Genomic DNA, 24,542 nt, shown 5'->3' with positions numbered 1-24,542 from the left:
GCCGCGTCGGCGCAAAATACATTTGATCAAAAAGCACGAATCGAATGCCGATTGTTGCAATAGCATTCCCGGCCATCTGCATTTGAGGAGTTGTTCTGATGAGTGAACGCCACGGTTTCATCCTGCATGCCAAGACCCGCCCGGAAAAAGCCGAGGCCTTCGAAGCGCTGTTTCGCGCCTATGTCGAGCCGAGCCGCGCCGAGCCAGGCTGCATCGAGTACCACATGCTGCGCGACAAGGAAGACCCGACGCTGTTCATCTTTTACGAGATCTGGGAAAGCCAGGCGCACCTCGACGTGCATTCGAATCTGCCGCACATGCGCGAGTTTTTCGACAACCGCATGACGTATCTGGAGCGTGATTTCGATATCCGTCGGATCGACATGCTCAGCGCCTCGTCGGCTAGCCGCTAATCAGCAAATGGGCGCCGAGTGCGCCCAGTCCGATAAAGAACACCCGCTTGAACAGCACGGCGCTGATGCGCTGACGTAGCCATTGGCCGAACCCCATGCCCAGCATCGCCGGGATCAGCACCAGCAGCGACGCACTCAATTCGCCACTGCCCAGTGCGCCGCGCCAGAACAGGCCGCCGGCCAGCGCCAGAGTCGACACGGTGAACGACAGGCCCAGCGCCTGCACCAGCTCATCGCGACTCAAACCCAGCGCCTGCAGGTACGGCACCGCCGGAATCACGAACACACCGGTGGCCGAAGTGATAACCCCGGTAATCAACCCGCACAGCGGACCCAGCCACGGTTCATGCCGAGGATTGACCTGCAGCGTTGGCAGCAACAACCCGCTCAACGCATACAGCAGCAACGCCGCGCCCAGCCCACGCACCACCCAATGTCCGCCTGCCATGCCGATCGACAACGTGCCGACGGCGGTGCCGAGGAAGATCATCAGCAACAGCGGCCACAGGCGTTTGAGCAGCCCCTTCAGATGCCCGCCGAACGCCAGTTGCCAGACATTGGTCAGCGTCGCCGGAATGATCAGCAACGCGGCTGCCTGTGACGGCGCCATAGCAAGACCAAGCAGGCCCATGGCGACGGTGGGCAGGCCGAGGCCAATCACGCCTTTGACCAGTCCGGCCATGATGAAGGTGGCGATGACCAACAGGGACAGGGCCAGGCCGAGGTTCTGGTAGAAGTCTGCGAGTGTATTCATGGCGCTACTGTGCGCTTTGGCGGGGGCGTTGAAAATCTGCCATATACTGAGGCTGCCTCTGCCAATGCAAGAGGCTAAGTATTTGTTAAGACTTTTGGCCTCATCGCTGGCAAGCCAGCTCCCACAGGTTTCAGTGTGGATCACAGGATTTGTGCACAACACAAAATCCTGTGGGAGCTGGCTTGCCAGCGATAGGGCCCGCCCAGACACCACAAAAACCACAGGCGGCCCCATGCACTTCGACCTCACCGACCTGCGCCTCTACCTGCACATCCTCGACACCGGCAACATCACCGCCGGCGCCGCCCGCAGCCATCTGTCACTCGCCGCCGCCAGTGCGCGCATTCGCGCGATGGAAGCCTCGCTGGGCACCGAGTTCCTGCAGCGCGGCCGCCGTGGCGTGAGCCCGACGCCCGCTGGCAAGGCACTGGCCCACCACGCGCGCATCCTCCTGCAACAGGCCGAACGCATGCAGCAGGATCTGGCCGACTACGCGCAGGGCGTCAAAGGACAGGTGCGACTGTTGTGCAACACCACGGCGATCACCGAATACCTGCCGGAAGTGCTCGCGGACTTTTTGCGCGAGCATCCCAACCTCGACATCGATCTGCAGGAACTGCCCAGTGCCCGCATCATCCACGCCTTGCGCCAGGGCGCAGCCGATATTGGCATCGTCTCCGATGCGGTGGACACCACCGATCTGCAGACCCAGCCGTTTCGCGACGACCCGTTGCGACTGATCGCGCCGCACGGACATCCACTGGCCGACGCCGCCGAGGTCAGTTTCAGCGCCGCTTTGCACTACGATTTCGTCGGTCTGAGCACCGACAGCGCGCTGGCGATCTACCTCGAAGAACAGGCGCTGCACAGCGGCTCGCGCATGCAGGTGCGGATCCGCGCCGACGGTTTCGAAGGGGTGCTGCGCATGGTCGCCCGAGGCGCCGGCCTCGCCATCGTGCCGCTGGCGGCCATTGAACGCGCGACGCCGCGCTCATTCAACAGCATCACCCTCAACGAGCCATGGGCCCGCCGCACCCTGATGCTCTGCGCCCGGGACTTCAGCGCGCTGCCCGGTTATGCCAAAGCCTTGCTGCAAGCCTTGACTCTCCCCTGAGGGGCAGACTTCATCCTTGGCGTTCAACGGCAAGGAGCATGACCATGGGCAAACGCATTCTGCTGATTCTCGGCCATCCCGGCGCGACGAGTTTCTGCGCCGCACTCGCCGAGCGCTATGCACAATCGGCGCTCGATGCCGGACACCAGGTGCGTCAGCTACGCCTGGGAGAGATGGCTTTTGACCCGGTGTTGCGCCAGGGGTATCAACAGGTTCAAGCGCTGGAAGAAGACTTGAGCCGCGCGCAATCCGACATCCTTTGGGCCGAACATCTGACGCTGGTCTACCCGATCTGGTGGGGCGGCATTCCAGCGCTGCTCAAAGGTTTTTTTGATCGGGTGTTGCTGCCGGGATTCGCCTTCAAATACCGAAAAGGCAAACCCTTTCCCGATCAGTTGCTCAAGGGGCGCACCGCGCATTTGCTGGTGACGATGGACACGCCACTCTGGTATTACCGCTGGATCTACCGGATGCCGGGACTGCATCAGGTGCGCAAGACCACCCTGCAGTTCTGTGGTATCACCCCCCTGCGCACGCTGACCTTCGGCCCGCTGCTTGAGTCCAGCGACCGGCAGCGCCAGCGCTGGCTGCAACAGGCGCACGCTATCGCCCGCCGCTAAGTCTGCCGATAATGCGCCGCACGGTTTCACATTGAAAAAGGACTTTTATGTACATCGGCCAAGCCGCGCAACGTGCCGGCACCACCATCAAAAGCATTCGCCACTACGAGTCGATCGGTCTGCTGCCCGCGCCCCGGCGCCAAGGTAAATATCGCCTCTACGACCAACAAAGCATCGGACTGCTGATCTTCATCAAATGCGCAAAAGAGATGGGCTTCAGGCTCCGGGAATTGCAGACGATTTTTGCCGCGCATCATGGCGAGGCCATGCCATGGGATCTGGCCCAACAGGCTATCGAGGCAAAAAAACGCGAGATCAACAGCAGCATCGCTGAGCTGACGCGGCAATACGCGCAACTGGAAGGTTTCGAAATCGACCTTGAACGGGCGCGGGTCGAATGCCCGCTGGAAAACCTTTGACGGTTTGCGCGTTTCTGAGCAGCTCGATGTCGAGCACAGACAACTGAGCGGCAACCGGGCGCTATAGGGTGCGAGTTGGTTTCTTTGCCATCCGCCCACTGCCCGGAGTTCTCATGACCGCGACCGCCCCCATCACCGTTCTGCGCGACACCCACCCGCTGCCGGTACTCGATGCCTGCAAATGGGAAAAACTCGAAGGTGACCCGCACACCGTCAACCTCAACGCTTACACCAGCGAAGACGGCAGCAAGATCATGGGCACCTGGATCTGCACCCCGGGCAAGTGGCGGGTCGATTATGTGAAGTGGGAGTACTGCCATTTCCAGGAAGGCTACTGCATCATCACCCCGGACGGCATGGCGCCGATTCACCTGCGTGCCGGCGACATCTTCGTGGTTGAACCGGGGATGAAAGGCACCTGGGAAGTGGTCGAGACCGTGCGCAAATATTTCGTCTTCGCCTGATGCAAAAAAAGCCGGGAAACCACCCGACGTGATTTCCCGGCAACACCTACTGCATTCTGGCTGACGCCATGGTTGTGGCGCCTGTGAGATTTGTGGCGAGGGGATTTATCCCCGATGGGCGCAAAGCGCCCCCCGCATTGTGTCAGTTGAAACGCAGGCTCAGTGGTTGCGACTGCTACACAGTCGATCGGGGATAAATCCCCTCACCACAAAGTCTCCGTTGCCACAAAAAGTATTGATGTCCAAGTTACTGTGGCTTGCGATAGCTGTTGATAATCGCCGAGAAGTCCTTGCCGCCCTCCCCGCGCTGGCTCATCGCCTGATACAACTGCTGCGCCACCGCGCCGAGCACCACCGGTTGATGCGCCTGACGCGCCGCTTCGGTGGCCAGCCCCAGATCCTTGAGCATCAGCTCGGCACCGAAACCACCGGTGTAACCGCGCGAGGCCGGCGCCGTTTCGACGATGCCCGGCCACGGGTTGTACATTTCCGAACTCCAGCAACGCCCGGTCGAGCTGTTGATGATTCCGGCCAGCACCGAGGTGTCGATCCCCAGTGCATCGCCCAGCGCCATGGCTTCGCTGACGCCGACCATCGAGATCGCCAGCAGCAGGTTGTTGCAGATCTTGGCGATCTGCCCGGTGCCGACTTCGCCGCAATGCACGATGTTGCGGCCCATCTGCGCCAGCACCGGTTGCAGGGTGGCGAACAGTTCCGGAGTGGCGCCGACCATGAAGGTCAGCGTGCCGGCGGTCGCGCCGCCAGTGCCGCCGGAGACCGGTGCATCAGCCATGGCCACGCCTTGTTTGGCAGCAGCGGCGGCCACATCGCGGGCGGTTTGCGGATCTATGGTGCTGCAATCCACCGCCGGCACGCCTTTGCCGATACCGGCCAGCACACCGTCCTCACCGAGCCAGACGCTACGCACATGCACCGCCGCCGGGAGCATGGTGATCACCAGCTCGGCGTCTTCGGCGGCCTCACGGGCCGAGGCGCGGATAGTGCCGCCCAGTTGCTCAAGCTCCGCCAGCACCGTCTTGTTCAGGTCCACCAGATTCAGCGAATGGCCGGCCTTGATCAGGTTGCGCGCCATCGGCGCGCCCATGTTGCCCAGACCGATAAATGCGATTTTCATGGCCAGTCCTCAGCGCAGGTTGATGGTGGTGTTCACGCCGTCGTTGACGCTGTCGTCATCGAACCAGCGCGCCGTGACCGTTTTGGTCTGGGTGTAGAACTGCACCACTTGCTTGCCGTACGGGCCGAGGTCGCCGAGTTTCGAACCGCGCGAACCGGTGAAGCTGAAGAACGGCACCGGCACCGGAATCGGGATGTTGATGCCGACCTGGCCGACGTCGATTTCCGTCTGGAATTTGCGCGCCGCCGCACCGCTCTGGGTGAACAGGCCCGTGCCGTTGCCGAACGGGTTGGCGTTGACCAGTGCGATGGCCTGATCGAGGGTGTCGACTTCCAGCACCACCAGCACCGGGCCGAAGATTTCCTGGGTATAGATCTGCATGTCAGTGGTCACGCCCGAGAACAGGGTCGGGCCGACGAAGTTGCCTTGCTCGTAGCCCGGCACCTTGATGTCGCGACCATCGAGTTCAAGCTTTGCGCCTTCCTTGATGCCGCTTTCGATCAGATCGAGAATCCGCGCCTTGGCTTTCTTCGAGATCACCGGGCCGACATCGGTGCCCGCCTCGCTGCCGGCGTTGACCTTGAGTTTCTGCGCCAGCGCTTTCAGATCCGGCAGCCACTGTTTCGCCGCACCGACCAGCACCACCACGGAGGTGGCCATGCAGCGTTGCCCTGCCGCACCGAAACCGGCGCCGACCAAGGCATTCAGCGCTTGCTCGCGATTGGCGTCCGGCAGCACCACGGCATGGTTCTTCGCACCCATCATCGATTGCACGCGTTTGCCGTGTTTGCCGGCCAGGTCGTAAACGTGCGTACCGACGGCGGTCGAACCGACGAACGACACCGCTTTGATGTCCTTGTGGGTGCACAGACCATCGACGACGTCCTTGCCACCGTGCACGACGTTGAGCACGCCTGCCGGAACGCCCGCCTCAATCGCCAGCTCCACCAGCAGCATGGTCGACAGCGGATCCTGTTCCGAAGGCTTCAAGACGAAGGTGTTGCCGCAGGCGATCGCCATCGGGAACATCCACAGCGGAATCATCGCCGGGAAGTTGAACGGGGTGATACCGGCGCACACGCCGATTGGCTGGCGCAGGGTGTAGGTATCGACGCCGCCGGCCACGTTTTCGGCGAACTCGCCCATTTGCAGGGTGCCGATGGAACAGGCGTGTTCGACCACTTCCAGGCCACGGAAAATATCGCCCTCGGCGTCGGCAATAGTCTTGCCCTGCTCGGCGCTCAGCACTACGGCGATGCGCTTGGAGTGCTCGCGGATCAGTGCCTGCAGCTTGAGCATGATGCGCATCCGCGCGCCGATCGGGGTCAGTTTCCAGGTCTGGAACGCGCGGTGCGCGGCACTGATGGCGGCGTCGACTTCAGCGGCAGTGGCGAACGGAACCTTGGCCAGCACTTGCTGGGTCGCCGGGTTGACGATGTCGTGCCACTCGGTGGTCTGCGATTCGACCCACTCGCCGTCGATCAGCAACTTGACCTTCTGGACCGTGGTTTCGTTGGGCGTAAGCGATGCGTTCATGCTGGTCTCCGAAACTTGTTTTTATCGTAGGAGCCAAGGCGAAAGGGTTCGCCTTGAGATGAGGCGTGTGTCACGAATTGGTTGTCGGACTGTTTTTGGAGTATAGATGTGCAAACTTCTAATAAGAACGCACATATAAGCCCGTCCATCATGCAAAAAAACATCACCTCCCTGGGGTCGCTGAACTGGGACGACCTGAAGTTTTTCCTCGAAGTCGCCCGTACCCGCAAGGCCAGCACCGCGGCCAAACGGCTCGCCGTCGACTACACCACAGTGTCGCGACGCATCAGTTCACTGGAAGCGGCATTGGGTACGCTGCTGTTCGAGAAATCACGCACCAGCGGTTTTGTGCTGACCACCGAAGGCCAGCGCCTGCTGGGTTATGCCGAGTCGATCGAAAGCACGTTGCACATGGCTTGCGAGCAGGTCTCGGGCTCTGGTGTGGCGCTTTCCGGGCATGTACGCATGGGCTGCACCGAAGGTTTCGGCAGCTTTTTCATCACCCCGCAACTGAGCCACTTCGTCGACGCCTACCCAGCGATCTCGGTGGACATCCTGCCGCTGCCGCACTTCATCAGCCTGTCCAAACGCGAAGCCGACATCGTCATTGCCCTGGAACGCCCGGAACACGGCCCGTACGTGTGCTGCAAACTCTGCGACTACCGCTTGCAGCTGTACGCGACCCAGGACTATCTCGACCAGCACCCACCGATCCGCCGCCCGGCCGATTTGGGCAAGCATCAATTCATCAGTTACGTGGATGACCTGGCGTTCAGCTCGGAGCTGCTGTACCTGGCGAACGTGCTGCCCGGCGCCAGCGCAAACCTGCGCAGCACCAGCGTGATCGCGCAGTTCGTCGCGGCGCAGCAAGGGCGCTCACTGGCGATTCTGCCTTGCTTCCTCGCGGCGCAGGATCCGCGCCTGCTGCCGGTGCTGCCCGAGGAAATCGACATCACCCGACAGTTCTGGATGTACTGCAGGGAGGATCTTCGGAAGTTAAAGCGGATCACCCTATTGTGGGATTACATCCGTGAGGTGACCGAGCGTAATCAGGGTCTGCTGATGGGGCAGACCCGCGAGATGCGGTTTGCCGATTAATCGGCGCTGACCACAATCGACACCCGGCGATTTTCGGTGCGTCCGGCGGCAGTGTCATTGGACGCCACCGGCTCGCTGCTGCCCAGTCCGCGCAGCTGAATGTTCTCTTCCTTCATACCGACGGTGGTCAGCACTTTGGCCACGCTTTTGGCCCTACGCAGCGACAGTTGCTGGTTGTAGGTTTCCTTGCCCGAGGCATCGGTATGACCGTCGACCCGCACCCGCTCGATACCGACGCCGAGCAGTGCCTTGCCGATGCGTTCGACGATTTCGGTGCTCTGGTTGTTCAGGCTTTCGATATCGCTGCCAAACAGCACTTTGCCGGACAGGCCAAACTCCCAACCCTCGTCGGTCGCTTCGAAGCCTTGTTGTTTGAGGACGGCGATCTGCGCCGGGGTCAGGCCTTTCTGCGGTGCGGTCTGGCACCCGGTCAGCGCCAGTACGGCGATCATCAGCAAGGCGGAAAACAGTCGAGCGGGAAATGTGAACACGGGAATCAGCTCCTGGTTTGCAGATTGACGACCGGGCTCTCCGACCCGGCAGTAAATTGAGCGCCACGCGACAGGCGCTTGGCCTGATACATCGCGGCGTCGGCGGCGTTGAGCAAGGCACCTGGCGTGGCGCCATGATCGGGGAAAACCGCAATGCCGATACTGAGCGACGTCACCACACTGGTGTCGCCCGGCAGCGCGATGGGCATGTCCATGCTGGCGAGAATCTTGTCGGCAATGCGCTCGGCGTCCTCGATCTTGTGCAGCGGCGCGAGCAGTACGGCGAACTCGTCGCCGCCGAGCCGCGCCACCAGATCCTCTTCACGCAGTTGCGCGCGGATCCGATTGGCGACCGCCACCAGCACCGCGTCGCCAGCGGCGTGACCGAAGTTGTCATTGATGCCTTTGAAGCGGTCGCTGTCGAGAAACAGCACCGCCACCCGCTCATTGAGCTTGCCGGCGTTGCGCAAGGCGCGAATCAATCGCCCCTCGAAAAACGCCCGGTTGGGCAAACCGGTGAGGCTGTCGTGGCTGGCCTGATGGGCGAGGGTTTCGTTCTCGCTTTGCAGATGTGTCTGCCAGGATTCGAGTTCGTCGAGCAGGGCATTGAAGTCGTTGCCGAGGTTGTCGAGCTCGGCGATCTGCGCCGGTGGTACCCGGCGATCCAGCGCACGCTCGCTGCGGGCGGCATGAGCCACCGCCGCGAGGCTGCGAAGCGGGCCGGTAATGCTGCGCAGCTGTCGGCGCGCCAGATACAGCGCGACCCAGGCACTGATTGCGGTGCAGAGAATGATCCCCGCCAGACCGCTGAGCAAGAAGCGCATCAGGCTACCGCCGTGACCGACCAGCAGGATGCGTCCGATTTCACGATCCTGATGCACGATCGGCAGGCTGATCGGCTTTTCCAGAATGGTCCGGGCAGCCTGCATTTCCAGTTGGGAAAACAGACCGTTTTCGGGCCGCTGCCAACGCGCCAGCAACTGCCCCTGTGTGTCGAACACCTGGGCATCCGCCACCTCTTCGGTGGACGCGATCAAGGCCAGCGCTTCGGTGGCGGCGTCCTTATCGTTGAACACCACCGCCGCTTCCACGGTGTAGCTGATCGAACGTGCAATCAGATGCAGGTTGTGATCGGCGTACACCCGCAGCGCGAGAACGCCCAGCAGGGTCAGCGACACGCTGGCCATCGTCACGGCCACCAGCGCGACAATCAAATGGCCGCGGCCGATGACCGAGCCCAGTGTCGGGCGGCTCCTGGAACGAAACAGCTTCATGGTGCCGCCGGTTTGCGGCGCGACAACTGCAGTACGCTCGGGTGGATGCGTACACCGCTGCGGGCGACGGAGTCGAGATTGACCTCGAAGGAAACCTGCTGATCGCCGACCCGCAGGCAGAACAGGCTGCCGACCGTGCACTGATCGCCACCTTCGCTGATGCTCAGCACCGGATGGCCGATCAATGAGGTGAACAGCCGACTGCGTTCATCTGCGGTGAGTTTGCCGATGTACACCGCATCGCATTCGCTGACGATCGCCGGGTTGTCGGCCAGCAGTCGGCGCACAGCCACCGGACGACCGGTGGCTTGCGTAGTGCCTTTGACCAGGTCATCGGTGTACTCGGTGGGGCCGACGATGCACAGGCGCAATTGTGCGGGTTCCACCGGCCAGCGCGCGTAACTGAGGATGCCCAGCACAACCTGCGTCACCGACTGGGCGCGCTGCTCGGCCATGCCCACCGGCGTCTGTGCCTGCGCCATGGCGGCGCCGGTCAGCAAACAGAGCAGACCGACAAGCAATGCGTGCTTGCAGCGAACCACGCGCTCTGTCGCCCAGACAGCCACCTTCATGCAGGGATTCTCTTGGATCGTACCGAAATGATGCCGCAACGATAGCACAGCGCAGTAACACCAGCGAGACAGCAGCTGCTGACCAGTTGGTCAGTAATCGGCACCGAACATCAGGCTATTTCATTCCCGAACCTCGCCACCTTCCTCCAGTTCCAGCATCAATCCGCTCAGGCGCTTGACCTTGCGCTGCACCGCCTCTTCAAACACGCCGGCCCGGGGTTCGATCAAAGTGAACCAGTGTTTGGCCCGGGTAATACCGGTATAGATCAATTCCTTGGTCAACACCGGATTCAAGGCGTCCGGCAGGATCAGCGCGGTGTGGGCGAACTCGGAGCCCTGGGATTTGTGCACCGTCATCGCGTACACCGTTTCCACGTCGTTGAGCCGGCTCGGCAGCACGAAACGCACACCGCCCTGCCCGTCGTTACGCGGAAAGGCCACGCGCAGCACCGGTTTGCCGGCGTCCGGGCCTTCGCGCTCGGGCAACTTGAGGGCGATGCCAATATCGCCGTTCATCAGACCCAGACCGTAATCGTTGCGCGTCATCAGCACCGGCCGGCCTTCGTACCATTGCTGGTCATGCTCGATCAGGCGTGCCTTGACCAGCGTTTCGGTGATCCGCAAATTCAACCCTTCAACGCCCCAAGGCCCCTTGCGCACGGCACACAACAACTGGAAGGTGTCGAACGCCTGCAGCACTTCCCGCGCCCAGTTGCTCCAGTCCGGATGCTCCAGCGGTCTTTCCGCTGGCGGGCGTTGTTGGCGCAGGATATTCAGATAGTGGCGATAACCCTTTGGACCTTCCCCATGACCGTCGAGCAGCAGCCGCTCGAACGTGTGATCGTGTTCGCCCTTGAGCGGCAGGGAAAACACGTCATCATAGTGACCGGCCGCCAGCAACTGGCGCGCCTCCTCCGGCAACTGCTGATTGACCCGCCGCGCCAGCTGACCGATGCCGCTGCCTTCACCGAAGCGTCGGGAATGGCGCAGCATCACCAGTTGCTGCGCCAGCGGATGCGAGCCGTCGCGGTCCTCGTGCAAGCCACTGTCCTGCAAGGACTCTCCACTGACCGACTCCAGCCACTGCCGGGTCTGCGGGTTGTACCAGCCCGCCTCGGCATCGCGGCACAAATCGCCGAGCACCGCCCCGGCCTCTACGGAGGCGAGTTGATCCTTGTCACCGAGCAACACCAGACGCGCATGCGCCGGCAACGCATCGAGCAGGTTAGCCATCATTTCCAGGTCGATCATGGAAGCTTCATCGACCACCAGCACATCCAGCGGCAAGCGGTTGCCGGCATGGTGGCGGAAATGTCGGGTGCCGGGCCGACTGCCCAACAAACGATGGACAGTGGTCACGTCGCAGGGGATCTTCTCGCGCACGTCTTCGGTGACTTGCAGCGACTGCACTTGCTGGCTGATGGACTCGGTCAACCGCGCAGCAGCCTTGCCCGTGGGCGCCGCCAGACGAATGCGCAACGGCTGACCGGCTTCCACCGCCGGCGCCTGAAGCAGCGCGAGCAGACGCACCACCGTGGTGGTTTTGCCAGTTCCCGGGCCGCCCGTGATGATGCTGAAGGCTCCCCGAGTGGCAAGCGCGCAGGCGAGTTTCTGCCAGTCGATCACTGCTCCGGGCCCGGCGGGGCCGAACAATTCATCGAGACGCTGGGGCAAGTCATCCGGCGGCGTTTCGCCTTGGGCCAGACGTGTGCGTAACGCCGCATCGATACGCCGCTCATAGGCCCAGTAGCGCCGCAGGTACAGACGCTTGCCGGACAGCACCAACGGTCGCTGATGCGCCGCTTCGCTATTGTCCGCAGCCAGTGCAACCAGAGCGCTGCTCGCCAGCACCTTGCACCAATGGGCGCCATCCAGCGTTTCAAGCAACTGCGACGGCAGGAGCAAGACATCACTTTGCTCATCGCCTTCAGGAGGTAAAGACAGGGCGAAATCCGGGGCCTTGAGGGTTTCGAACAAGTCGAGGCAGACATGTCCGTGACCCAGTTGATGGCTGGTCAGTGCGGCAGCGAGCAACACCAGTGGATCGGACTGGGGTGCGAGTTCGTACAGAAAACCGATAAAGGCCTTGTCCAGCGAACGAAGCCAGCCTCGCTCGACCCAGCGATCAAGCAAGATCAGCAGATCCGAGGCACTGGTCAGTGGCGCCAGGCTCGACGGGTTGTCGATAGCCGATGACAGATCGGCGAAGGTACGGCTCATAGCAGGACTCCCTGTTCCCATGCGGGTTCGGCCTTGGGTTCCGGCTTACCCTGGAAAAGGCGATCCAGGCGCTCGATCAGTTCGCGCGGCGGCCGCGCAAAATACACGCCGCGACTGTCTGCCCGGGTCCCGCGCAGGAACACATACAACGCACCACCGACATGTCGATCGTAATCGTAGTCAGGCAACCGCGCCTTCAGTTGTCGATGCAACGCCAGCAGATACAACACGTATTGCAGGTCATAACGGTTGTCGAGAATCGAGCGCTCCATGGCTTGCTCGGTATAGGCCGCATCGTCGACACCCAGCCAGTTGGATTTGTAGTCGGCCACGTAGTAGCGCCCTTCATGTTCGAAGGTCAGGTCGATGAAGCCTTTGAACATGCCGTTGAGCTGTACTGGCTCGGCGGCCACTCGTGCCACACCGTTGTGAGTGTACTGGCGCACCCACTCATCGAGTTTGAGAACATCGACCTTGTGGCTGGCAAACCAGAACTCCATCTCGACGCGGTACTGTCTGAGTTGCTCGAGAACCACCGGAGGCTGTCCGCTACCTGTTGGCAGCGACGACTTGAGCAAGTGTTGCAGCCAATCACTCAGGGTGGTGATCCAACCCTCCCAACCACGCAGGTTGCAGCGCCGGCCAATCGCATCCTTGAGCGTTTCAAAAGGAACGGCAAAACCTTCGTCTCCGGCCCATTCGAGCAGACCATGAAGAAAGGTTCCCGGATTCGGGCCGCGAGGAAAACGATGAATATCGGCGCCACCGGCCACGATCTCGCGTGGCGCATCCGGGTCGAGGCGCTCATCATCAAACAGCTTTTGCGCTTGTGGACTGTCCGGCGCCTCATCGCTGCCCACGCTCAATACGTCACTGATGCGCAAAGCACTGTAGGAGGCAATCCACCAGTTTTCGCTGGCCTTGCGCTTGGGCACCAATGTAGCGCTGAGGATCGCTTCGTTACGCTCGGGCCGGTAGATCTCCTGAGTGGCTTGAGGCAACTCCCCCAAACTGATGGCCGCGCAGTTCTGTTGCAAATCCTGCAGCCAGCGGCTCAGACCGGTTGACTCATCCAGCCTTGCGCCGCCACCCAGGAGATAGCCAAGCGCCGAAAGATGAAGCACCGAACCGTTGTTGTTACCGCGTTTGAGGTCCGTGACACCCAGCCAGCAGGCATGTTGCGCGCGAGTCAGGGCGACGTAGAGCAGACGCAGGTCCTCGGCCAGACGCTCGTCATCCGCCAGGGCGATCAATTCGGCGGTCGGCTTCAGTGTCACCTGGGCTTTGCCGGAGGCATCGTGGTAATGCAGCGGCAAGCGACTGCCATCCACCGGTTTTGCCGAGCAGATGAAAGGCAGGAACACCAGTGGATACTCAAGCCCTTTGGACTTGTGAATGGTCACGACCTTGACCAGTTGCTCGTCACTCTCCAGACGCAATATCTGCTCTTCGCCGGCCTGACCGGACAACGCCAGAAGCTCGGCCAGATGACGAATCAGCGCTTGCTCGCCATCAAGCTCAGCGGCAGCCTGCTGCATCAGTTCCGACAAGTGCAAAAGGTTGGTCAGTACCCGCTCGCCATCACTGCGTGCGATCAGGGTCTGCGGCAGGTGAAAGTCGTGCAGCAGGCGCCGTAACATCGGCAACACACCTTGCTTGCGCCACAGTTCGCGATAGCCACGAAACTGCATGACCCGGGCTTCCCAGACCAACTCGTCCTGATTCAATCGTTCCAGTTCAGCCAACGGCAGATTGAGAGTGATGCAAGCCAGCGCAGCCTTCAGAGAGCGCTCGACATCCGGCTCCGCGCAGGCCTTGAGCCAGGAGAGCAGGTCATGCGCTTCCTGGGCGGCGAACACCGAGTCCTTGTCCGACAGGTAAACGCTGCGCACGCCACGGGCCGCGAGTTCTGCGCGTACGGCTTGGGCCTCTTTGCCGTCGCGTACCAGAATCGCAATGTCAGAGGGTCGCAAGCCTCTGAAGTCTTCTCCGTCGCGGACAAATCCCGCCGCACCGGTTTGCCCGCCATTGAGCAACGCGGTGATTTCGCTGGCACAGGCCGCCGCCAATTGCTGGCGATAGACCGCGCCCGACAGCGGCTGATCCGTCGACAGGTGCCAGACATTCAGTGCCGCGACATCGTGCCCCGCAATCTGCAGCCGCTCTTTACGCCCCTGAGACTCAACAGGCTGGAACGGCACCGGGTTTTCCCCGGTTTTTTCCCGAAACAAAAACGCGCCGCGTCCCTGCTCGCGGGACTCGGCGCGTTCGAATACGTGATTGACCGCGTTGACCATGCCATGGCTGGAGCGGAAGTTGGTGCCCAGCGTATGCAGGCGGCCGGCAGTGGCCTGACGCGCACGCAGGTAGGTGTAGATATCGGCGCCACGGAACGCGTAGATCGCCTGCTTGGGGTCACCGATCAGGAACAGACCGGTATCCGGACTGTTGTCCTCGATGCGGTAGATGCTCTCGAAGATCCGGTATTGCACCGGGTCGGTGTCCTGAAACTCATCGATCAGAGCAACCGGAAACTGCTCGCGGATCACCGCAGCAAGGCGCTCGCCGCTGTCGGATTGCAACGCCGCATCGAGGCGCAACAGCATGTCGTCGAACCCCATTTCCGCACGACGACGCTTCTCTTCCTCAAAACGCGCGCCCACCCATCTCGCCGCATGTTGCAATACGGCGGCATCGGGGGTGGGAAGCGCGTCGAGGCTCGACTTGAGCCCCGGCATCGCGTCGAGACCCGGATGACTCGGTGCCTGGCCCTTCCAGGCTTCGGCCATTCCGTCAGGGGTCAATCGGGTGAAACCGGTGCCGATGTCCAGTTGCTCCATGGCCTCGTCTTCGGCCCACGCCTTGAGTTTCTCGAACCAGGGCTCGAAGTAGCGCGCCTGCATCTTGCGTCCGTCGACGGCTTTGCTCGCAACGCCTTCGTGACAGATCACCAGCAGCTCATCGGCCCACTGACGCCACGGCATCTTCAGCTCGAGCAACGCGGCACGCCGTTCTTGCAGACACTCATTGATCAATTCTGCAGGGGCCTTGCCGTCATCACTGTCGCGCTCACTGCCAAACAGGCCGCGCACTCGTGGCAACAACGCTGCCGGCCCGCCCCAGTTAGCGCGAACCCAGTTCAGCGCGTCGCCCTGCATCGGGTAACAGAACAGTCGCCAGTAATCGCGCAGTACTTCACCGAGCAGATCGCTGTGATCGGTTTCCAGGGACTGGGTAAACAGGCTGCCGCTGTCGAACGCGTGTTCGCGCAGCATGCGCTGGCACCAACTGTGGATGGTGGAGACGGCCGCTTCATCCATCCATTGCGCGGCGATGTCCAGGCGATTGGCGCAACCGGGCCATTGTGCCGGGTCAAACTGCTCGCGCAGCTCGGCAATCAAGCCATCCGGCGCCGGGGTTTCTTCACGGAAAAACCGCGCAGCCTCGGCCAGTCGCGTACGGATTCTTTCACGCAGCTCCTTGGTGGCGGCATCGGTGAAGGTCACCACAAGAATCTGCGGGGGCAGCAATTCACGGCCGAAGCCGCTCGATTCGCCGCCGTGGCCAAGGATCAGCCGCAGATAGAGAGCAGAAATGGTAAAGGTCTTGCCGGTACCCGCACTGGCTTCGATGAGTTGACTGCCGTGCAGTGGGAAGGCCAGAGCCAGCGGTGTTTTGGTACTCATGCGCGTGCCCCTTCGCTGGCCAACGAGCGCCATGGCGCTTCAAACAGGGGGCGATACAACGCGTCGCACCAACCGGAGAATGTTTCGTCGGCACTCAATGCGTCAAAGTCAGCGAATTGGCGTGACAGCGCAGGGCTTTCACGGCGCTCACCTTCACTGGTCTGGCCGTCGCCTTCGTAGGCTTTTCTGGCAGCCGCCTCAGCCTTGAGCGGATCAGTCTGCGCAAGCCAGGCGAAGGCCGTCTTGACCGCGATCGGCAGCGGCTGGCGCATGCCGGCCTGCCAGGCGAGCAGCAGATCACCCAGAAAACGAACCGCTCGATCCTTCTCCAGCGGCTCAAGCAGCAGCGTATCGTCACTCGCCACCAGTGCCGTGGTCAGGATAAGTCCGCTGGCGCAGGCCACCAGGTGATTGACCCACGGCTTGATCAACCGATGCCATTTTCGACTTTTGATCGAGCCGATGCTGTTGGGAATGGTCGTGACCGACAACACGCCACCGTCAGCGCGTTGATGCAAACCGGCGAGCCAGCCTTCAACACGCACGCCCTGCAACTCAAGACTGACCGGGAGCGCGCTGGTCAATGGTGTCGGCCATAACGCCAGAAGGTGTTGGTAACGTTGCAGCAAGTCCGGTAACGGCTCGATCAACTCTCGTTGCAGGCATTCGCCGAAGCCGGCCATGGGCAGCAATCCGCTGTTTTGCAAACGCCGCGCCTGATCTTCGAGTGCCCGATCGATATTGTCGGGCTGCCGGAGTGCGGCGTTGAGCAGGCTGTCGCTCAGTGTGTAGCGTTGCAATGCGTCCAGCACGAACGGTTCTTCGTCAGCCAGGGGCGCCTCGGCGGCCTCGAAGTACACTTTGAGGCGCTGCGTGAAAAAGTGCCGGACCGGGTTACGCAAGAAATCCTGCAGCAGAGCCAGACTCAGCGGCTCCTCCTGAACATGGGGCGCGAGTAGCTCCGTCTCATGTTGTGGCGCATGCACCTGGTGCAAAACCTGCCATTCACGGGCATAACTGAATAGTTGATCGCCGTCATGGAAATAGCGCGAACTGAACGGTTGCAGGGGATGCTCCTCGGTCATGGAGGTCAACATATCCTGATGCTCATCGAGCGACCGCCAGCCACTGGCGAGGTGATCGCGCAACTGCCCGATCAGCACTGAAGCAGGCCGTTCACTGTTGTCGCGAATGCTGCGTCCGACCCAACTGATGTACAGCTGATCGCGCGCAGACAGGAGCGCCTCGAGCAACAGATAGCGATCGTCTTCACGCCGGGAACGGTCCCCTGGCCGGTAGTCACTGCCCATGAGGTCGAAATCCAGCGGGGGTTGCGCCCGGGGATAATCGCCATCGTTCATCCCCAGCAAACAGACAAGCTTGAACGGGATTGCCCGCATGGGCATCAGCGTGCAAAAGTTTACTGCGCCGGCGAGAAAACGCTGGGACAGACGCCCCTGATCCAGCCCCGCGAGCCAGGCTTCGCGAACCACCGTCAGCGGCAATTCATCGACCAACCCAACGGATTCACAGGTCTGCAGCCAGGTTTCGCGCAACTCCTCAAGTTGCGTGAGCAGATAATCGTCGTGCTCGTTACTGGCCTTGAAAAACAGCTGCATCAGGATTTGCAGGCGCTGGCCCCACACCTTGGGCTGAGCGACTTGAGTGAGTTCGTGATGGGCCAGTTCCAATGCATCGAGCAGGGCAACCAACGGACCGATCAACGCAGCATCCAGACCACCGATTTCATCGTAGGGTTCGATACCGGCACAGGCGCTGGAGCTGCCAACTGCGTACCCCAACAACATCCGCCGCAAACCGAAATGCCAGCTGTTCTGTTCAAGCTCATCCGGCAAGCCCAGGCCGGCACGTTGCCCGGCGTTCATTCCCCAGCGCACGCCTGCTCCTTCGATCCAGCGATGCAGAGTAGGCAAATCACGCTCTTGTACGCCAAATCGGGCGCGCAACGCAGGGACGTCGAGCAGATCGAGGATCTCGCTCACCGGGAAACGACTATCGGGCAGCTTCAGCAGGTGCTCGACAGCAATCAGCAACGGATCGCGGCCCCGCTGGCCCTGGTCGGCCAAGGTAAATGGAATGAAGCGTGGATCATGTCGATCCAGTTGTCCGAACACCGCCCGGATATGCGGCGCATAGCTGTCGATGTCCGGCACCATCACAATTACATCTCGTGGGCGCAGATCTGGATTAGCGCTGAAGCGTGCGAGTAACTGATCGTGAAGGATTTCCACTTCGCGCTGGGCACTGTGGGCTATGTGAAAGCGGATCGACCCATCCTGCGTCAAGTCAACGGCAGGCCAGCGCTCACGCGTTTCATTCAGTGGCCGCAACTCGAGGATGTCGTCCTGAAGTTGGTTGAGCATGTTATGTGGCTGATTTTCGCTGAACAGATCAATGCGCCCATCACGAAACGCCGCGCGATAGCTGTTGGGGTCATCGTAACTGTCGAGCAGGTTGATATAGTCGCGGCCTTGCTTGCCCCAGGCGGCGAGCAGCGGATGAGCATGTTGGTGCAACGTTTCAGGATCGAGTACGACCGGCATGCCGTTCTTGCGGCTCTGACGCTTGTATTGATGACGCAGCAGATCCTTGTCGGCGACGATATCGGCCCAGTGGTGTCGGCAAGGGTTGTGTACACACAACAGCACCTGACTGAAACGTGCGAGTCCGGCCAACGCTTCAAGCACCTGGGCGGGCAACGAGGATATACCGAACACGATCACCCGCGAGGGTAGTCCTGCTGGTGCATGTTCGAGGGAATTTATGCACTCGATAAATCGTTGATGAACACCGGCGCGGCTCTGGGCCATGCCTTGCTCACCGACATCTTCCAAAAGAGCACGCCACAATTCAGCCTGCCAGCAACTGACTGGAGGCAGTGGCTTTATCTCGCCTCGAACATTACGTAACTGATGCCGGCCCTCGGCCCAATCTTCGAGCCAGTCGGCCCGATACACCTGATATTGGTCAAACAGGTCTGCCAGGCGCTCGGACAACTGGTAGCGCTTGCGCAAGTCGGTGTCATGGGTGAGGAAGCGTTGTAGCGGTTCGAAATGGGGGCGATCAATCACTTGCGGCAACAGGCGCATCAGCCGCCAGGTCAGGGGAGCTTTGTCGAGCAAGGATGTGGCGGGGATTTCGTCTCGGCCCAACACCATACGGTAGAGCTGCCACATGAAACTGCCTGGAAGCTGCACATCGATGGCAGCGGCTATTCCGCAACCACCGAGATCGTCCTCTTCAGGATCTTCTGCCAATGCCAGCTTGAGCCATTGGGCGATACCGTTGCTTTGGACCAGAGCGATTTCATTCTCCAAGGGAGCCAATGGGTAGCGCCGCATGATGCTGACCACCAGGCTGCGCAGCTCGTCCAGGCTATTGCTCTGAACCACCATGAATGCAGCGTTGAGGGACGAGGCGTCCGGCATAAAAGCTTCCTTGGAAAAGTACAAAAGCCAAGGCAGAACCTTAGCACTGTCGGCAGGCTGTGACAGCCGGAAGGGCCTACCGCAGGCTGTAGGAACTTTCCTGCGGGCAAAACAAAACCCCAACTGCTTTCGCAATTGGGGTTTCGGAATTTAATCTTGACGATGACCTACTCTCACATGGGGAAACCCCACACTACCATCGGCGATGCATCGTTTCACTTCTGAGTTCGGGATGGGATCAGGTGGTTCCAACGCTCTATGGTCGTCAAGAAATTCGGGTACTGACTCGTGACCGGCTGGCCTCGCTTCAGCAAATCGGGTATGTGATACAGGTGTTTGTGAGCAGCGCGAACTTTCGGTTCATTGCGTCTTCACACACCGCAATCTGGTCTCTTTCGAGCATGCAGATTGCTTGGGTGTTATATGGTCAAGCCTCACGGGCAATTAGTATTGGTTAGCTCAACGCCTCACAGCGCTTACACACCCAACCTATCAACGTCGTAGTCTTCGACGGCCCTTCAGGGAACTCAAGGTTCCAGTGAGATCTCATCTTGAGGCAAGTTTCCCGCTTAGATGCTTTCAGCGGTTATCTTTCCCGAACATAGCTACCCGGCAATGCCACTGGCGTGACAACCGGAACACCAGAGGTTCGTCCACTCCGGTCCTCTCGTACTAGGAGCAGCCCCTCTCAAATCTCAAACGTCCACGGCAGATAGGGACCGAACTGTCTCACGACGTTCTAAACCCAGCTCGCGTACCACTTTAAATGGCGAACAGCCATACCCTTGGGACCGGCTTCAGCCCCAGGATGTGATGAGCCGACATCGAGGTGCCAAACACCGCCGTCGATATGAACTCTTGGGCGGTATCAGCCTGTTATCCCCGGAGTACCTTTTATCCGTTGAGCGATGGCCCTTCCATACAGAACCACCGGATCACTAAGACCTACTTTCGTACCTGCTCGACGTGTCTGTCTCGCAGTCAAGCGCGCTTTTGCCTTTATACTCTACGACCGATTTCCGACCGGTCTGAGCGCACCTTCGTACTCCTCCGTTACTCTTTAGGAGGAGACCGCCCCAGTCAAACTACCCACCATACACTGTCCTCGATCCGGATAACGGACCTGAGTTAGAACCTCAAAGTTGCCAGGGTGGTATTTCAAGGATGGCTCCACGCGAACTGGCGTCCACGCTTCAAAGCCTCCCACCTATCCTACACAAGCAAATTCAAAGTCCAGTGCAAAGCTATAGTAAAGGTTCACGGGGTCTTTCCGTCTAGCCGCGGATACACTGCATCTTCACAGCGATTTCAATTTCACTGAGTCTCGGGTGGAGACAGCGCCGCCATCGTTACGCCATTCGTGCAGGTCGGAACTTACCCGACAAGGAATTTCGCTACCTTAGGACCGTTATAGTTACGGCCGCCGTTTACCGGGGCTTCGATCAAGAGCTTCGCGTTAGCTAACCCCATCAATTAACCTTCCGGCACCGGGCAGGCGTCACACCCTATACGTCCACTTTCGTGTTTGCAGAGTGCTGTGTTTTTAATAAACAGTCGCAGCGGCCTGGTATCTTCGACCGGCATGAGCTTACGGAGCAAGTCCTTCACCCTCACCGGCGCACCTTCTCCCGAAGTTACGGTGCCATTTTGCCTAGTTCCTTCACCCGAGTTCTCTCAAGCGCCTTGGTATTCTCTACCCAACCACCTGTGTCGGTTTGGGGTACGGTTCCTGATTATCTGAAGCTTAGAAGCTTTTCTTGGAAGCATGGCATCAACCACTTCGTCACCTAAAAGGTAACTCGTCATCAGCTCTCGGCCTTGAGATCCCGGATTTACCTAAGATCTCAGCCTACCACCTTAAACTTGGACAACCAACGCCAAGCTGGCCTAGCCTTCTCCGTCCCTCCATCGCAATAACCAGAAGTACAGGAATATTAACCTGTTTTCCATCGACTACGCTTTTCAGCCTCGCCTTAGGGACCGACTAACCCTGCGTCGATTAACGTTGCGCAGGAAACCTTGGTCTTTCGGCGTGGGTGTTTTTCACACCCATTGTCGTTACTCATGTCAGCATTCGCACTTCTGATACCTCCAGCAAGCTTCTCAACTCACCTTCACAGGCTTACAGAACGCTCCTCTACCGCATCACTTGCGTGATACCCGTAGCTTCGGTGTATGGTTTGAGCCCCGTTACATCTTCCGCGCAGGCCGACTCGACTAGTGAGCTATTACGCTTTCTTTAAAGGGTGGCTGCTTCTAAGCCAACCTCCTAGCTGTCTAAGCCTTCCCACATCGTTTCCCACTTAACCATAACTTTGGGACCTTAGCTGACGGTCTGGGTTGTTTCCCTTTTCACGACGGACGTTAGCACCCGCCGTGTGTCTCCCATGCTCGGCACTTGTAGGTATTCGGAGTTTGCATCGGTTTGGTAAGTCGGGATGACCCCCTAGCCGAAACAGTGCTCTACCCCCTACAGTGATACATGAGGCGCTACCTAAATAGCTTTCGAGGAGAACCAGCTATCTCCGAGCTTGATTAGCCTTTCACTCCGATCCACAGGTCATCCGCTAACTTTTCAACGGTAGTCGGTTCGGTCCTCCAGTCAGTGTTACCTAACCTTCAACCTGCCCATGGATAGATCGCCCGGTTTCGGGTCTATTCCCAGCGACTAGACGCCCTATTAAGACTCGCTTTCGCTACGCCTCCCCTATTCGGTTAAGCTCGCCACTGAAAATAAGTCGCTGACCCATTATACAAAAGGTACGCAGTCACCCAACAAAATGGGCTCCCACTGCTTGTACGCATACGGTTTCAGGATCTATTTCACTCCCCTCTCCGGGGTTCTTTTCGCCTTTCCCTCACGGTACTAGTTCACTATCGGTCAGTCAGTAGTATTTAGCCTTGGAGGATGGTCCCCCCATATTCAGACAAAGTTTCTCGTGCTCCGTCCTACTCGATTTCATGACTAAGAGACTTTCGCGTACAGGGCTATCACCCACTATGGCCGCACTTTCCAGAGCGTTCCGCTAATCTCAAAGCCACTTAAGGGCTAGTCCCCGTTCGCTCGCCACTACTAAGGGAATCTCGGTTGATTTCTTTTCCTCAGGGTACTTAGATGTTTCAGTTCCCCTGGTTCGCCTCTTGCACCTATGTATTCAGTACAAGATAACCATCTTATGATGGCTGGGTTCCCCCATTCAGACATCTCCGGATCAAAGTCTGTTTGCCGACTCCCCGAAGCTTTTCGCAGGCTACCACGTCTTTCATCGCCTCTGACTGCCAAGGCATCCACCGTATGCGCTTCTTCACTTGACCATATAACCCCAAGCAATCTGGTTATACTGTGAAGACGACATTCGCCGAAAATTCGCAAAACTCTTAAGAGTCACTCACAAATTTTACCTTAGCCTGATCCGTTACCAGTGAAAGTAACGTTCAGTCTATCTTTCTATCACATACCCAAATTTTTAAAGAACGATTCTGAAAAAGATCAGAGCTAATTATTCGATTCGAATATTTAGCTCTGCACTTTTACAAACGCATGAATCAAGCAATTCGTGTGGGAACTTATGGAGCAGCTGATGTCGTCGATTAAGGAGGTGATCCAGCCGCAGGTTCCCCTACGGCTACCTTGTTACGACTTCACCCCAGTCATGAATCACACCGTGGTAACCGTCCTCCCGAAGGTTAGACTAGCTACTTCTGGTGCAACCCACTCCCATGGTGTGACGGGCGGTGTGTACAAGGCCCGGGAACGTATTCACCGCGACATTCTGATTCGCGATTACTAGCGATTCCGACTTCACGCAGTCGAGTTGCAGACTGCGATCCGGACTACGATCGGTTTTGTGGGATTAGCTCCACCTCGCGGTTTGGCAACCCTCTGTACCGACCATTGTAGCACGTGTGTAGCCCAGGCCGTAAGGGCCATGATGACTTGACGTCATCCCCACCTTCCTCCGGTTTGTCACCGGCAGTCTCCTTAGAGTGCCCACCATTACGTGCTGGTAACTAAGGACAAGGGTTGCGCTCGTTACGGGACTTAACCCAACATCTCACGACACGAGCTGACGACAGCCATGCAGCACCTGTCTCAATGTTCCCGAAGGCACCAATCCATCTCTGGAAAGTTCATTGGATGTCAAGGCCTGGTAAGGTTCTTCGCGTTGCTTCGAATTAAACCACATGCTCCACCGCTTGTGCGGGCCCCCGTCAATTCATTTGAGTTTTAACCTTGCGGCCGTACTCCCCAGGCGGTCAACTTAATGCGTTAGCTGCGCCACTAAGAGCTCAAGGCTCCCAACGGCTAGTTGACATCGTTTACGGCGTGGACTACCAGGGTATCTAATCCTGTTTGCTCCCCACGCTTTCGCACCTCAGTGTCAGTATCAGTCCAGGTGGTCGCCTTCGCCACTGGTGTTCCTTCCTATATCTACGCATTTCACCGCTACACAGGAAATTCCACCACCCTCTACCATACTCTAGCTTGCCAGTTTTGGATGCAGTTCCCAGGTTGAGCCCGGGGATTTCACATCCAACTTAACAAACCACCTACGCGCGCTTTACGCCCAGTAATTCCGATTAACGCTTGCACCCTCTGTATTACCGCGGCTGCTGGCACAGAGTTAGCCGGTGCTTATTCTGTCGGTAACGTCAAAATTGCAGAGTATTAATCTACAACCCTTCCTCCCAACTTAAAGTGCTTTACAATCCGAAGACCTTCTTCACACACGCGGCATGGCTGGATCAGGCTTTCGCCCATTGTCCAATATTCCCCACTGCTGCCTCCCGTAGGAGTCTGGACCGTGTCTCAGTTCCAGTGTGACTGATCATCCTCTCAGACCAGTTACGGATCGTCGCCTTGGTGAGCCATTACCTCACCAACTAGCTAATCCGACCTAGGCTCATCTGATAGCGCAAGGCCCGAAGGTCCCCTGCTTTCTCCCGTAGGACGTATGCGGTATTAGCGTTCCTTTCGAAACGTTGTCCCCCACTACCAGGCAGATTCCTAGGCATTACTCACCCGTCCGCCGCTGAATCCAGGAGCAAGCTCCTTTCATCCGCTCGACTTGCATGTGTTAGGCCTGCCGCCAGCGTTCAATCTGAGCCATGATCAAACTCTTCAGTTCAAACATCTTTGGGTTTTTAAGAAACCCTAAACTTGGCTCAGCAATCGTTGGTTACATCTTTGATTTCTCGCGGAGTAACTTGTGATGCTGATAATCTTGTTGACTATCAGTCTGACTCCACAAGCACCCACACGAATTGCTTGATTCAGTTGTTAAAGAGCGGTTGGT

The 24,542-nt window shown here is 59.2% G+C and carries 15 protein-coding genes and 3 rRNA genes; 6 read left to right on the top strand and 12 right to left on the bottom strand.

The window, feature by feature from the left end:
• Positions 1-98 precede the first annotated feature (98 nt).
• Entirely contained in the window at positions 99-413 is a 315-nt protein-coding gene (locus ACOYXG_RS03185) for a putative quinol monooxygenase (protein WP_027614144.1), read from the top strand.
• Here the strand turns inward: ACOYXG_RS03185 and ACOYXG_RS03180 are convergent.
• Positions 403-1,167, bottom strand: coding sequence for a sulfite exporter TauE/SafE family protein (locus tag ACOYXG_RS03180; protein WP_460355872.1), 765 nt, complete (start codon positions 1,165-1,167; stop codon positions 403-405). The two genes, ACOYXG_RS03185 and ACOYXG_RS03180, sit on opposite strands and share 11 nt — an antisense overlap.
• A gap of 232 nt (positions 1,168-1,399) precedes the next feature.
• On the opposite strand from ACOYXG_RS03180, the gene ACOYXG_RS03175 reads away from it, so the two are divergent.
• The 4 genes from ACOYXG_RS03175 (at position 1,400) to ACOYXG_RS03160 (ending at position 3,784) form a co-directional block, all read left to right on the top strand.
• Positions 1,400-2,281 (top strand): LysR family transcriptional regulator, encoded by an 882-nt coding sequence (locus ACOYXG_RS03175; protein WP_460355868.1) that lies wholly within the window; start codon positions 1,400-1,402, stop codon positions 2,279-2,281.
• Positions 2,282-2,325: 44 nt separating this feature from the next.
• Positions 2,326-2,901: an NAD(P)H-dependent oxidoreductase gene (locus ACOYXG_RS03170; protein WP_027614147.1), complete on the top strand. Its 576-nt coding sequence runs from the start codon at positions 2,326-2,328 to the stop codon at positions 2,899-2,901.
• A gap of 47 nt (positions 2,902-2,948) precedes the next feature.
• Positions 2,949-3,320, top strand: a complete 372-nt coding sequence (locus ACOYXG_RS03165) for a MerR family transcriptional regulator (protein WP_027614148.1) — start codon at positions 2,949-2,951, stop codon at positions 3,318-3,320.
• Positions 3,321-3,433: 113 nt separating this feature from the next.
• Positions 3,434-3,784: a cupin domain-containing protein gene (locus ACOYXG_RS03160; RefSeq protein ID WP_003221437.1), complete on the top strand. Its 351-nt coding sequence runs from the start codon at positions 3,434-3,436 to the stop codon at positions 3,782-3,784.
• 247 nt (positions 3,785-4,031) lie between these two features.
• Here ACOYXG_RS03160 and mmsB read toward each other — a convergent pair whose 3' ends face one another.
• Both mmsB and ACOYXG_RS03150 read right to left on the bottom strand, forming a co-directional pair.
• A complete protein-coding gene (mmsB, locus tag ACOYXG_RS03155; protein WP_007962098.1) occupies positions 4,032-4,919 on the bottom strand; it encodes a 3-hydroxyisobutyrate dehydrogenase in 888 nt (295 codons plus the stop codon).
• A gap of 9 nt (positions 4,920-4,928) precedes the next feature.
• Positions 4,929-6,455 (bottom strand): CoA-acylating methylmalonate-semialdehyde dehydrogenase, encoded by a 1,527-nt coding sequence (locus ACOYXG_RS03150; protein WP_007962100.1) that lies wholly within the window; start codon positions 6,453-6,455, stop codon positions 4,929-4,931.
• 150 nt (positions 6,456-6,605) lie between these two features.
• On the opposite strand from ACOYXG_RS03150, the gene ACOYXG_RS03145 reads away from it, so the two are divergent.
• Positions 6,606-7,553, top strand: coding sequence for a LysR family transcriptional regulator (locus ACOYXG_RS03145; RefSeq protein ID WP_007962101.1), 948 nt, complete (start codon positions 6,606-6,608; stop codon positions 7,551-7,553).
• Here the strand turns inward: ACOYXG_RS03145 and ACOYXG_RS03140 are convergent.
• From ACOYXG_RS03140 to ACOYXG_RS03100, 9 genes are all read right to left on the bottom strand, one after another.
• Positions 7,550-8,005 carry an OmpA family protein gene (locus ACOYXG_RS03140; protein WP_171061906.1) on the bottom strand — a complete coding sequence of 152 codons (456 nt, stop codon included), beginning with the start codon at positions 8,003-8,005 and terminating at the stop codon, positions 7,550-7,552. The genes ACOYXG_RS03145 and ACOYXG_RS03140 overlap by 4 nt on opposite strands.
• Before the next feature lie 44 nt (positions 8,006-8,049).
• Entirely contained in the window at positions 8,050-9,318 is a 1,269-nt protein-coding gene (locus ACOYXG_RS03135) for a diguanylate cyclase domain-containing protein (protein WP_097090438.1), read from the bottom strand.
• On the bottom strand, positions 9,315-9,890 hold the full coding sequence (locus tag ACOYXG_RS03130; RefSeq protein WP_027614152.1) for a YfiR family protein: 576 nt from the start codon (positions 9,888-9,890) through the stop codon (positions 9,315-9,317). The genes ACOYXG_RS03135 and ACOYXG_RS03130 overlap by 4 nt, the downstream gene beginning before the upstream one ends.
• Positions 9,891-10,010: 120 nt before the next feature.
• On the bottom strand, positions 10,011-12,110 hold the full coding sequence (gene recD / locus ACOYXG_RS03125; RefSeq protein ID WP_460355860.1) for an exodeoxyribonuclease V subunit alpha: 2,100 nt from the start codon (positions 12,108-12,110) through the stop codon (positions 10,011-10,013).
• Complete coding sequence (recB, locus tag ACOYXG_RS03120) at positions 12,107-15,796, bottom strand: exodeoxyribonuclease V subunit beta (RefSeq protein ID WP_103367731.1); 3,690 nt, start codon at positions 15,794-15,796, stop codon at positions 12,107-12,109. The genes recD and recB overlap by 4 nt, the downstream gene beginning before the upstream one ends.
• Positions 15,793-19,245: an exodeoxyribonuclease V subunit gamma gene (recC, locus tag ACOYXG_RS03115; RefSeq protein ID WP_103367730.1), complete on the bottom strand. Its 3,453-nt coding sequence runs from the start codon at positions 19,243-19,245 to the stop codon at positions 15,793-15,795. The genes recB and recC overlap by 4 nt, the downstream gene beginning before the upstream one ends.
• A gap of 154 nt (positions 19,246-19,399) precedes the next feature.
• Positions 19,400-19,515: ribosomal RNA gene (rrf, locus tag ACOYXG_RS03110) — 5S ribosomal RNA — on the bottom strand.
• A gap of 153 nt (positions 19,516-19,668) precedes the next feature.
• Positions 19,669-22,560 (bottom strand): 23S ribosomal RNA (locus tag ACOYXG_RS03105).
• A 277-nt stretch (positions 22,561-22,837) separates the two neighbouring features.
• Positions 22,838-24,374, bottom strand: a 16S ribosomal RNA gene (locus ACOYXG_RS03100).
• The 16S, 23S and 5S rRNA genes sit together here, the layout of an rRNA operon.
• Positions 24,375-24,542: the final 168 nt, after the last annotated feature.

The organism is Pseudomonas sp. G3-39 (assembly GCF_054790485.1).
The sequence above is the reverse complement of the archived record's forward strand: the minus strand, read 5'-3'. Positions and strand labels throughout refer to the sequence as shown.